Origin of the sequence: Brevibacillus sp. SKDU10 (assembly GCF_001645205.1) — a bacterium.
Lineage (GTDB): Bacteria > Bacillota > Bacilli > Brevibacillales > Brevibacillaceae > Brevibacillus_B > Brevibacillus_B halotolerans.
Genome location: NZ_LSSO01000202.1, coordinates 1 through 11,937, shown reverse-complemented (window position 1 = coordinate 11,937; position 11,937 = coordinate 1). Strand labels below are relative to the sequence as shown.

Genomic DNA, 11,937 nt, shown 5'->3' with positions numbered 1-11,937 from the left:
CTCTTGCTGTTGTGATTGCTTATTTATTCAGCTTTGGACTTTATTCAGAATAATTAATTCATTTGTGTGTGGGATAAAAAAACGCAGGAATATTCGTGAAGGAGAGAATCCAATGACAACATTGCTAGAAGCAAAAGCCACCAAAATTGGAGAATTGGTCGAAAGCTTTCTAACAGAACGTACGCTGATTATTTTTGATGATAATGTTCCAGACGAATTGCACGATATCGCTGTTCTACACACCAAAGCAACATTGTTTGCACCTGTACAAGCAGGCGATTTTCTGGTTGTTGGAGATAGAAAGTATAGGATTGCAGCAGTCGGAGCAACAGCTAATGAAACACTTCAAAGCATGGGTCACTGTACACTTAGGTTTGATGGAGAGCCTACCCCAGAGTTACCGGGTACCATCCATGTGGAAGAGAAGGAGTTGCCGGTTCCTGCTATTGATACGGTCATTGCTTTTGTACGTTACTAAAAATCCGTTCCTACAAAACCAAGGGGGAGAAGTATGATGCTAAACATCAATAGAAAACTAGCTGAGTTGGCAAAAGACGGAGGCTCTATCAAGGTAGGTTTGGTCGGGGCAGGGCAAATGGGGCGCGGGCTGATCTCTCAAATTGAGTCGATGAAAGGCATGCGAGTGGTTGCTACAGCCGATATTGCACCAGAAAATGCAGTGAATGCGTACAAAAAGGCTGGAGTGAGAGATACCGATATTTATGAAACGGAAGATAATGATAAAGCAGATCAAGCCATCAATCTAGGAAGCGTAGTTGTCACGAAGGATGCCTCTCTGATAGCTAGTCTCAAGGAAGTAGATGTGATCGTTGATGCGACAGGGGTCCCTAATATCGGCGCTAAAATGGCATGGGATGGTATTATGAATCAAAAACACGTAGTGATGTTAAATGCGGAGGCAGATGTGACTGTTGGCCCGCTCCTTTCAAAAATGGCTAGAGCCGCAGGGTTGGTCTATACAGGGACAGCAGGGGACGAGCCTGGATGTATTATGGAATTGCATGATTTTGCAGATGCATTAGGATTTGAGATTGTGGCGCTTGGAAAGGGAAAAAACAATCAAGTAAATTACTTTGCAAATCCGGACACGGCGCGTGAGGAAGCGCTCCAAAAAGGTGCTAGTCCGAAGATGATTGCTTCTTTCCAGGATGGAACCAAGACGATGGTAGAGATGACATGCGTAGCTAATGCTACTGGCTTTATTCCTGATATACCTGGTATGCATGGAGTAAAATCAGGAGTGAGGGAATTGCCAGACATTTTCCGGTTACAAGAGCATGGCGGTATTTTACATCAGCATAAGATCGTAGAGTATGTGGATGGAATTGCTCCAGGTGTGTTTGCAATCATTACGTCTGATAAAGAAGAAGTACACCATGAAATGCGATATCTCAAAATGGGGAATGGCCCACATTATGTATTGTATCGCCCGTATCACCTGTGTAGTTTAGAAACACCGCTTTCGGTAGCCAAAGCTTATTTAGATCAAGAGCCAACCATTATACCGTATTATGGCTCTGTAGCTGAAACCGTGGCGGTAGCTAAAAAAGATTTGCTGCCTGGTGACGCATTAGATTGTATCGGTGGATTCACGGCATTTGGTAGGATCGTGACAGCTACGGATAAACAGCGTATGAATGCATTGCCGATTGGTTTAATTAGTCCGCACATCCGTCTGAAAAGAAACGTAAAACAAGGTGACTATATTACGTATGACGACGTAGAGTTTATGGAGGAAAACATAATCTTACATCTGCGAAGAATGATGGATGCACAGATGTAAGGAAAATCTATAAAATGCCCGCGGCCAAGAGGAGTTGCGGGCATTTTAATTGAAAAGGTGCCAGCTTTTGCCAGTTGTAAGTCGTTTGGTCCAATCCTTTCGACTATGCTGCATAAGGAAGGCAGACGGCAATATGATTCCGTCTGCGTGTTCCTTTGCGTTACTTTTCCATTAGAGTGAAATTGTTTATAAATGCTTTAGGAGGCTCTTCCATTAGTAATGTAACTTCCATGCTTTGGAGATCGTATCGATAAACACCACGTTTTTTTTGATAGGTACCAAGCAGCAACAAGCCCTGATCCCCAGGTTCAAAAAACGCATCAGAAATCTGTTCAAATGGTGTAAAAGGAGTTTTGGAAGAAGTGGCAAGCTCAAGGAACTGATAGCTTCTAGGAGTAAAGGTGGTAGTAGCACTGCTGTAAAAGGCTTGTTTTTGATCAGAAGATAGTGCAAAGAAAGGTAACTCCTCTTTTGTCTCAAACCATTTCTTGATTTTATTTCCCCTATCATCAAACTCGAATACTGTGTAGAGAGGGGGCTCTGCTCCGTCCTGTAGCTGTTGCTGATTTGCTTTTTCAAGATTGGTGAAACTTTCCCCAAATGAGTATAGCCCAGCATATAACCGATTGGTTCCAGGAATGGGTTTTGCAAACTTAACGGTGGTATCCTCCTTGTTGGGGTCCCACCAGAATCGGAATTGCTTATGATCCAAATCATAGGAAGCGAGTGGCATGATATGATTGTCTGTTGCCTTTTTGGAAGAAGCAGCCAAAATTACTTGTTTGTCAATAGTAAACAATTCATTGATAGCGAATAAATCGGTTGTAAGCGTCTGAGATTGTTTTGATGTCAAATCATACACCTGTAACTGATCGGCTAATCCAGATTGATCGCGTCCGGTATAGTAAATCACCTGTCGTTTGACATCCACAGCAGTTAAAGGATACTGCGATGTATAAGGCACTTGTCCTCGTATCAATAATTGTTTAGTAGATAGGTCATATTCATAGGTAGTGGACAGAAGCTGGTCACCTTCGCCTGCTGTTACCGTGATGGAGAGATAAGGTGATTTGGCAGAGCTACAAGAAATAAGTAAGGTAGAAAGTATCATGAAGAAAAAGAGGAGTTGTTTTTTCATTGATTAGAATCTCCTGAATAATGTGGTGAATTGCGATATTACTTATTTTACATAATAATAGCGGCCAGGGAAACTAGTATAGTCTGAGACTTTTTCACCAAAATCCGCAAGAGTAGGCTGCCAAACATCGAGGACTGCATCTGGTAAGGCACCTATATCATTTTTATATACATAGACAATGCGATCATTATTAAAATTGCGAACACGAATCGAGGTATTGCTCTTTGGATTATCGTATACTCCTTTGGTAGCGGCGTCATATTTTTTTAGGCGATTATCATGATCTCCGATTGCATCTGTGAAGTTGGTGACACGTCCTGTACCTTCAACATTGGTGGCAGTCGCAATAATCTTGTTTTTGTGCGCACCCCACGGGCCATATGTACCTGGTACTGCTGGTCCCTTCGCCCAAGCTGCTAACACATTTACTCCGTCTAGTGTTACCTTATACAGATCACCCTCCACATTGTAGTAGGCAAGCATTCCCTCTTGAGGTTCAATCTCGTTACATACGATTTCTGGGTGTACAGGCAATTGGGCTAGCTCCTCATCGGTTACAATTTCTGAGTGCTGCATTTTTTCTACTATTTCAGGTGAATACTCTTCACTGGCAGAAAGGGCTTTTACCTGTAATGGTTTACCTTCTTCCTTCACCGTAAATGTTCCATTTGTGAATTCAAGAACGGTTTTACCAGGCATCTTTTCAGGCAGGGACTCTACTGTAAGCTTGTCCTTAGATGCTGTTGATGTAGCGGGACCATCCCATGCATAAACGCTAGACGTACTTAATAAGCTAACAAGACCGATTACTGCAAGCGACATTTTTTTCATCGAATCACAATCCTCCTAAAAATTGTAATATAAATCAAATTTCTTATATATTATTTTAAAATTCAGAAAAGTTCAATAAATTTTACCGTTATTTGTCCCGATATCTTCTATTCAGGATTTTTGTATTCTGTTTTGTAAGGGATACTCTTGTCATTTGCGTGCATATAAAAAAGCTTGGAGAATGAAACTCCAAGCTTTTTAACTGAGATCAGCTCGCCTTTAATCCGTTGTTTTGAGTTCTTTTATTTTACGTACAATTCTTGTTTGGCTAATGGTTTCATAGTAAAATTGTCGTTTTCTTCGCAGTATGATCAGTACGAAATGAAGTACTAACACGGTCTGATATAAGAAAACTACTCCAAAAATCATAATGTAGAGCAGCGGATAGTAAGATAGGGTGGTTGGCAATCCATTAAGGATAAAATAGCCTATGGAGGTAATGCCGATATTCCCGATATAGAAGGAGATGTTCCGCTTGGCGATCTCTTTTATTGGTAGCTCCTGATGTGCGGTGGATACAACTCTAAGACGCAATAGCCATAGTCCAACGGTTTGCCCTTTGCATAAATAGGTCATTCCTATAAAGTAAAGAATGAAGCAGGCAAAAGTAATGATCGGATACTGAAATGTCGTAACTCCCCAGTTCGTAGAAGGTGTATTTCTAACAAACAAATCTGTAAACACAGATGTTAGCTTTTCTACGATCAGAGAATCAATCGTGAAGGCTAACAAACGATGTATGTAGCCAACAGGCTTCTCGTCTAAGTTAATCCCTTGATCTAATTGATCCTTAGGAGGGAACATGATCAGTAGAAATGGCGCTATGAAATATCCAGCTACTGCACCGGACGTATTTAGCATCAAATCATCAATATCAAATAGACGATATGGACAAGTATAAAAGCCATAGAGGGCAGTTAGCTGTGTTATTTCAAAAAAGAGAGACGTTGCAAAGCCTACACCTAATGCAAACTTCCAACCTTTCTTAAAGAAATACCGTACATAGACACCTAATGGCAACAATAATAGGAAGTTAAAGGCTGCCTGCAAAAAGGCACGTTCTCGTAAGGCCGACAGATAGGTAGCTGGTTTGGACCAGACAAGATTTGTCTCCTTAAGAAAGTCCTGTACAAAGGAAAATGGCTGTAAATTGTAGTAAACGGTTCCCGGTGATTGGATAGAACAAGTATCGATGATGTCCGGCAAAGGTAGAATTACTAGAAAATAGGCACATAGTGCGTAAAATAAAAAAGAAGACAGGAAAAGGACACGATACTTATTGATGTAGCCATAGCGTCTATAGCTAAAGATCATATAAGGAACAGTCAAGACGAAGGCTACAAGGAGAAATATGAATAATGCAGTTTGAATTGGTACGAGATAGGCTCCCATTTTGACACTCCTTAGATGATGGAATAGAGGAAGTTTATACATTGGCACTCCCAGGTTTCATTTTAACAAAAAAAACAATATTTGAATCGTATTCTTTTGCAACTGCTGAGAAAAAAGTGTTAGACAGCCTTCCGTACTTAACCTTCGAAATGAACAAAAAACTAAAAATACTATCTTATTAAATAAGCCTTGAGCTATTAGAAAGACTCAAGACCAGTACTTATCGATCATGCTATAACATATTTCATGTTTAGGATTTTGCCATGCTTTGTGTTTGTTGTCTCTTTTGTCCTGAAAAGGAAGTACCAATCACTCCGACTACAATCATGGCTGCTCCTACGTAATGGTAATATCCCAATTCCTCTTGTAGAAAAATGACCCCAGCTAGCATAGAGATAAGTGTTGAAAGGTTGTTAAATACGCTCATTTTAGTAGCCTCTATTGTAGAGGAAGCTCGGATTGCAAAGGCACTAGGGGAGGTTGCTGAGGTTCTGCGCTTATAAAGCTAAATGAATAGAACAACTATTTTGAGGATACAGATAGCTACAGGTTACTGGTTCGCCACAGCTATCAAATTCTCAGGAAGGATAAAAGTTACCAACAGCCGCATCAGAAAAGAAAGGGAGACCTTCTATCTTTTGGGATAAAGGTCTCTCATTTTTATCTTTTATGATTGAATTCCCTTCGCAAAATGGCAAAAATAACAGCGTCAACAAAACAGCCCTTTTCGAAAAAATATTCCTTCAGGAAGCCTTCCTCTCGAAGCCCTATTTTGGTTAAAAGTTTTCTGGACCCCTCATTCTCCGGATTAATAAAGGCCTCAATCCGATTCAAATTCCATTGAGAAAATCCAAAATGTATAATTGCTTGAACCGCTTCAGTCATGATCCCCTGCTGCCAAAACGCAGGAGTTAGCTCGTAACCAATTTCTGCTTTGGAATGTTCCGTAAGCACATTATGATATCCGCAGGTTCCAATCACTACATCGTCCGCTTTTCGTGTAATGCCCCAGCGAATCCCTTGCTTTGCTAAATAACGTTCGTTAAATAAAGAAATGAGGTTTTCTGCTTGTTCTAGTTCTGAGAACGTTTCTAAGTCATAATATTTCATTACTTCATCCTTGGAGAAATAATGAAAGATGGCAGGTGCATCAGAGGGCTGCAACTGACGAAGAATGAGTCTCTCTGTTTCAAGCTTTGGAAAGATTTGTTCTGGATTCATCATACCTGTTCCTCTCTTGATCTTCGTTTATTGGTTTATTGCGGAATTATCAGATAGTTGGAATTATTTTAGCATAAGGAGAAAAATATACAATCGAATTGGATAAAAGATGCAAAGATTGAGGCAAGTTTGCTACAATCATGTTATAAGACCACTGGCAAAAGGTAAAATCGGAGTATTTTGAAAAGAATAACAACTAGGAGAGTGTAACATGTACCAAACGATTCAAAATGTTCGTGTCTGGGGAACACCGCTAGAAAATGCTGTCTCGCAAGCTGTAACTTGCGCTCAGCATGGAAATGTTGTGCAGGTGTTATTGATGGCAGATCATCATAAAGGGTACTCCCAACCGGTTGGGGGAGTTGTCGTCTACGAAGGACAAATCTCCCCATCTGGAGTAGGCTATGATATAGCATGCGGTAACAAGGCGGTTCGCACTAATTTACTGTATCGGGATATTCAGCAAAAAATGCCTGCTATTATGAACAAAATTGCCAAGCGCATCTCTTTTGGAATGGGCCGCGTTAATAATGAAAAAGTAGATCACGAGCTGTTTGATGATGATAACTGGCACGTGTATAAGCAAATTGGCAAAAAAGAATACCAATCACTTTATTTATTGGCGCAAAACCAATTAGGGACGGTAGGTAGCGGTAATCATTTTGTCGATATTTTAGTGGAGGAAGCTACGGACGCCGTATGGATTGCGAATCACTTTGGCAGTCGTGGCTTTGGTCATAAGACTGCAAGTGGGTTTCTTAATTTGGCTCACGGTCGAGGTTTTTCCGACAAGGCGCCAGGAGAGTCCATGGATCAAGCACCGACTCTGCTAGATTTGGATACGGAAATTGGTGATATGTATCTGCGAGCAATGAGCTTAGCCGGTAAGTACGCTTATGCAGGACGGGATTATGTGATTGATCAGGTATTGAAAATTTTAGGAGCCTCGAGTACGTTTGAGGTGCACAATCATCATAATTTTGCATGGAAGGAAATACATGATCAGAAGGAGTATGTTGTCGTACGTAAAGGGGCAACTCCTTCCGCACCGGGCCAGCTTGGATTTATTGGCGGTAGTATGGGGGATATTTCCGTCATTGTTCAAGGAAAGGATTCGAAGGAAAATAAAGAAGCTTTTTACAGTACGGTGCATGGTGCAGGTAGAATGATGAGCCGAACAGAGGCCGCCGGTCGGCTTAATTGGAAAACTCGCAAGCGTAGCGGAGGAAAGATTACCGAGGAGCAGATGAAAAAAGCGGTGCAGGATTTTGGGGTAGAGCTTAGAGGTGCAGGCCCCGATGAAAGTCCCTTTGTTTATAAAAAGCTACAGGATGTCCTGCAAGCTCACGCCGAAACCCTAGATGTTTTACATGTGTTAAAGCCTGTAGGAGTATGCATGGCAGGGGCGGATGAGTTTGATCCGTATAAGGATTAACACAAGGAAAAGAAAAGACTGACTTTTCTTGTTACACTTTCTTTTCCTTCAGCGTTTGCTTATCCTTTCATTTGGATATTTAATAGAGGGAGGGACAGATTTTTTCGTTCCTAGTTAGGCAAGAGCAGGAAATGGGAGGAGATATCTATGAATAACATCATTGAAACCATGTTGAACCATCGTTCTATTCGACAGTACGAGGATCGTCCGTTATCAGAAGAACAAATTACGACCATTGTCAAATGTGCCCAAGCGGCCTCAACCTCCAGTTACATACAAGCTTATTCCATCATCGGAATTACAGATAAAGAGACAAAACGCAAGTTGGCTGAGCTATGCGGTAATCAACCGTATGTGGAAACCAATGGGCATCTATTCGTGTTTTGCGCCGATTTACACCGTCATCAGGTGATTGCCGAGATGGAAGGGAAAGACCTGTCTACAGCCATTGAAAGCACAGAAAAATTCATGGTAGCGGTGATCGACGCGACCCTTGCAGCACAGAATGCGGCTCTTGCAGCAGAATCTATGGGACTTGGCATTTGCTATATTGGTGGTTTGCGCAATCAATTGCAGGCCGTCACAGAGCTTTTAGACATCCCTACTCACGTTATGCCACTCTTTGCTATGACAGTAGGCTATCCATTACAGGAGTCGAGTCAAAAGCCACGTTTGCCGATGGGGCATGTGTACCATCAGGAGAAATATAATCAGGATAAACAGAGCTATCAACAGCAATTACAGGAGTATAACGCAACGATTTCTAGCTACTATCAGGAACGTACACAAGGCGAACGTTCAGATACATGGACAGGTCAGATGGCCAATATGCTGTCCAAACCTGCCCGTATGTATATGAAGGAATTTATAGAGAAGCAAGGATTGAACAAAAAATAGGCTACTAGGACAGCGCTTAACTAAAGAAGTGTAATCTCAGTTAATTCGGAGGTAATCTCATGAAGGTGTTAGTTATTGCTGCTCATCCTAATATGGAGGAATCGGTTGTTAATCGCGCTTGGATAGAGGAAGCAAAGAAGCATGCAGCGATTACCGTACATGAGCTGTATAAGGAATATCCTGATGAACAAATAAATGCAGAAGCAGAACAACAGCTATGTGAGCAGCATGACCGAATTGTTTTACAGTTCCCGTTCTATTGGTATAGCTCGCCGTCGTTACTTAAAAAGTGGCAGGATACAGTTCTCACACATGGCTGGGCGTACGGTACGAATGGCAACAAATTACACAACAAAGATTTAATCCTTGCGATAACCACTGGAAGCTCGGAGGATAAATATCGTGCTGGCGGCCTGAATCAGTATTCCATGAGCGAATTATTGAAGCCTTTCCAAGCAACAAGTAATTTAATCGGTACGACATTTTTGCCTGCGTATATTTTCCATGGGGTATATCAAGCAAATGAGCATACTGTTCAAAAGAGTGCAGAAGAGTATGTGCAATATATTGTAGCAGAGCGTCAGGTGTAAAGCTTGCGAGATCCAAGACACCCTATTATGAAGGGGTCTTGGATTTTTTCATGCTTCTTACTTGAACTGTTATGATCCATGGAAATGGATGAAGGGAAACTGGCTATCGTGGGACCAAGCTGGAAATAATGGATGGAAAAATCATTTCATGTGCAAGGGGTCCGACTACATTTTGTGCAGGACCTAGCATTTGCTCGATCCTGATAGGGCAAAAGTGGAGTAGGACGAATATGAGTATCCTTACCAATTTCAACATAATGTGCAGGTAGTGGCTCATGGAATTTTCATAAGCATGCACCAAATCTCTGTGTTCAGTGTTAAAATAAGAGAGCAATGACATCTATAACGCAAGGAAGTCGATCAATGGATCGTTGTTACTAGACTCATTCCTTAGCTAGCAGAAAAGAGGTAGAAGACATGGAACAAGTGCAAAACATCTTTTGTGTAGGTCGTAACTATCGTTTACATGCAGCAGAACTAGGTAATCAGGTACCGACATCTCCATTTCTTTTTATGAAGCCAACCCATGCTCAGGTGATTGCGGATGGACAAGATATCCTGCTGCCAAATGATCAGGGGGCCATTCACTACGAAGTGGAGCTGGTCGTACATATAAATCAAGCTTATCAAAAGGGAATGAAAGCAGACGAGTTAATCGATCGTGTTTCACTAGGCATTGATTTTACCATGCGAGATTTACAGGACCAATTAAAAGAGAAGAAGCTTCCTTGGCTATTGGCGAAAGGCTTCCGTAACTCCGCTATTCTTACTGCAAGCACACCAATTAGCAGTATAGCTGAGCTGGAAAAGGTGGATTTTAGCCTGTTGAAAAATGGTCAGGAAGTACAACGGGGCAATATCACAGACATGATTTTTGACATTCAGTCCTTGGTTGATTTTACAGGGGAGCATTTTGGTCTAGGAAAAGGAGATGTCCTGTTTACAGGTACACCGGCAGGCGTGGGTGCGATTGCAGATGGCGACCATCTGGAGCTAGTTTTTGGGGATAAGGTGTTAGGCAGTTGTGTGATTAAACTGGGCTGATGGATAAAAGAGTCGGATAAATCATGAATGCAGAAGGGCATGTAAAAAGAATACCGAAATGTTGACTCATGTAGGTAGCTGTGTTTTATATATTTTGATTGTTAATGATTAGATCCCGTTTCACTTTTTAACAGTGAAACGGGATTTTTTTGTAGAGAAAAAGGTTAAAGGCATAGGGACAATATTCCAAAATGGTGTGACTTATCACATTTATCTTATTAGTAATTAAGCTATGCTTCTTGTTGTGGTTAAAGTGTTTAAACGTGGAGCTTTTACCTTCTTCCCGACAGCAAATGGAAATAGAAACCATATTCATGCAGTCAGGCGAATCCTGACTGCTAAAGTTTGATCAAAGAACTATTTCTCTGTTGCAAAATAAAGCAATGCTATGACCGGAAAAGCTATTCCAATCCATAATGCTGCACTCCATCCACCTAAGGCGTATGCCCAACCGCCGATAGAGGAGCCGATAGCACCACCTAAAAAGAAAATAGCCATGAATAAGCCGTTTAATCGACTACGAATTTCTGGCCCCAACGAGAAAATCGAACGTTGACTGAGCACAAGGTTTGCGGAAACTCCCATGTCCAACAGAATAGCTGCGAATACTAGAACAGCTATTCCGACGGGCGAGCTACTTTGAATTATAAGTGGCAGTAATAAAGAAACGAAGACAACAACGAGAGCTATCCCTGTGGCAAGTCGAGTCAAGCCGCGATCAGCCAGACGACCGCCTACTGGCGCAGCTATCGCACCCGCCACTCCAACAAGTGCATATATTGCTATAGCTTTCTGAGAAAACTGAAAAGTAGGGCTAGATAATAATAACGGAACTGTCGTCCAGAATAAACTGAAACTCCCGAAAACACATGCATGATAGATCGCGCGACGGCGTAAGGTCGGGGTAGTTCGCAGCAGTTGCCACATGGAACCGAGTAAGGCGGAATAGTTTGTGTTTTCCATTGGCCTTCTAGTAGGGAGTACTTTTGATAATACGATCGCGAGGACAACAATTACTCCGGCAGACAAGGCGAATATTGCACTCCATCCCCAGATATCAGCTACTAGGCTTGATATCGGCCGCGAAAGCATGATACCAAGTAACAGACCACTCATGACATTGCCAACAACGCGGCCGCGTGTAGCTTCCGATGCGAGGTAGGATGCAAAAGGTACAAGCACTTGTGCTGCGACCGATCCCAACCCGATGAAAAATGAAGCCACTAAGAAAAGTATTCCGTGTTTTACAAATACTGTGGCTGTCAGGGAACCTGCACTTAGAAGTAACGTTGTGACCACCAGCTTTCGGTTTTCAACAATATCTCCTAAAGGTACAAGAAATAGTAAGCCGACAACATATCCAATCTGGGTTAGCGTTACAATCAAGCCAGCACTACTAGTAGAAAGCCCAATTGCAGTGCTAATTAACCCAATCAAAGGCTGTGCATAGTAAAGATTAGCTACAATGATACCACATGCAGTTGCAAGAAGTATGGTTAACCCTGCTGAAATACTCTTATCAATATTTTTCGAATTAGACATAGTATTTTACTCCTTATCAAGATTTCTTAATAAAATACTAAAC

At 41.7% G+C, this 11,937-nt stretch carries 11 protein-coding genes and 1 pseudogene; 6 read left to right on the top strand and 6 right to left on the bottom strand.

The window, feature by feature from the left end:
• The first annotated feature begins 112 nt into the window (after positions 1-112).
• Both AYJ08_RS20640 and AYJ08_RS20635 read left to right on the top strand, forming a co-directional pair.
• Positions 113-478: a PTS glucitol/sorbitol transporter subunit IIA gene (locus AYJ08_RS20640; protein ID WP_064019269.1), complete on the top strand. Its 366-nt coding sequence runs from the start codon at positions 113-115 to the stop codon at positions 476-478.
• A gap of 36 nt (positions 479-514) precedes the next feature.
• Positions 515-1,804: an NAD(P)H-dependent oxidoreductase gene (locus AYJ08_RS20635; RefSeq protein WP_064019270.1), complete on the top strand. Its 1,290-nt coding sequence runs from the start codon at positions 515-517 to the stop codon at positions 1,802-1,804.
• Positions 1,805-1,964: 160 nt separating this feature from the next.
• Here the strand turns inward: AYJ08_RS20635 and AYJ08_RS20630 are convergent, their stop codons facing one another.
• The 5 genes and pseudogenes from AYJ08_RS20630 to AYJ08_RS20615 all read right to left on the bottom strand — a co-directional run bounded on the left by AYJ08_RS20630 (position 1,965) and on the right by AYJ08_RS20615 (position 6,386).
• Positions 1,965-2,942: a hypothetical protein gene (locus AYJ08_RS20630; protein ID WP_064019268.1), complete on the bottom strand. Its 978-nt coding sequence runs from the start codon at positions 2,940-2,942 to the stop codon at positions 1,965-1,967.
• A 42-nt stretch (positions 2,943-2,984) separates the two neighbouring features.
• Positions 2,985-3,773, bottom strand: a complete 789-nt coding sequence (locus AYJ08_RS20625; RefSeq protein WP_064019267.1) for a hypothetical protein — start codon at positions 3,771-3,773, stop codon at positions 2,985-2,987.
• Between the two features lie 219 nt (positions 3,774-3,992).
• Positions 3,993-5,165 (bottom strand): VanZ family protein, encoded by a 1,173-nt coding sequence (locus AYJ08_RS20620; RefSeq protein WP_064019266.1) that lies wholly within the window; start codon positions 5,163-5,165, stop codon positions 3,993-3,995.
• Between the two features lie 250 nt (positions 5,166-5,415).
• Positions 5,416-5,613 (bottom strand): annotated as a pseudogene (locus tag AYJ08_RS23180) (EamA family transporter); the annotation flags it as partial.
• A gap of 212 nt (positions 5,614-5,825) precedes the next feature.
• Positions 5,826-6,386, bottom strand: a complete 561-nt coding sequence (locus AYJ08_RS20615) for a GNAT family N-acetyltransferase (protein WP_082891045.1) — start codon at positions 6,384-6,386, stop codon at positions 5,826-5,828.
• A gap of 211 nt (positions 6,387-6,597) precedes the next feature.
• Between AYJ08_RS20615 and AYJ08_RS20610 the strand changes: the two genes are divergently transcribed.
• The 4 genes from AYJ08_RS20610 (at position 6,598) to AYJ08_RS20595 (ending at position 10,352) form a co-directional block, all read left to right on the top strand.
• Positions 6,598-7,821 carry an RtcB family protein gene (locus AYJ08_RS20610; protein ID WP_064019264.1) on the top strand — a complete coding sequence of 408 codons (1,224 nt, stop codon included), beginning with the start codon at positions 6,598-6,600 and terminating at the stop codon, positions 7,819-7,821.
• Between the two features lie 147 nt (positions 7,822-7,968).
• Positions 7,969-8,718, top strand: a complete 750-nt coding sequence (nfsA, locus tag AYJ08_RS20605) for an oxygen-insensitive NADPH nitroreductase (protein WP_064019263.1) — start codon at positions 7,969-7,971, stop codon at positions 8,716-8,718.
• Positions 8,719-8,777: 59 nt separating this feature from the next.
• Positions 8,778-9,308, top strand: a complete 531-nt coding sequence (locus AYJ08_RS20600; protein ID WP_064019262.1) for an NAD(P)H-dependent oxidoreductase — start codon at positions 8,778-8,780, stop codon at positions 9,306-9,308.
• A gap of 417 nt (positions 9,309-9,725) precedes the next feature.
• Complete coding sequence (locus tag AYJ08_RS20595; RefSeq protein ID WP_064019261.1) at positions 9,726-10,352, top strand: fumarylacetoacetate hydrolase family protein; 627 nt, start codon at positions 9,726-9,728, stop codon at positions 10,350-10,352.
• A gap of 357 nt (positions 10,353-10,709) precedes the next feature.
• Here the strand turns inward: AYJ08_RS20595 and AYJ08_RS20590 are convergent, their stop codons facing one another.
• Positions 10,710-11,894 carry an MFS transporter gene (locus tag AYJ08_RS20590; protein WP_064019260.1) on the bottom strand — a complete coding sequence of 395 codons (1,185 nt, stop codon included), beginning with the start codon at positions 11,892-11,894 and terminating at the stop codon, positions 10,710-10,712.
• Positions 11,895-11,937 lie beyond the last annotated feature (43 nt).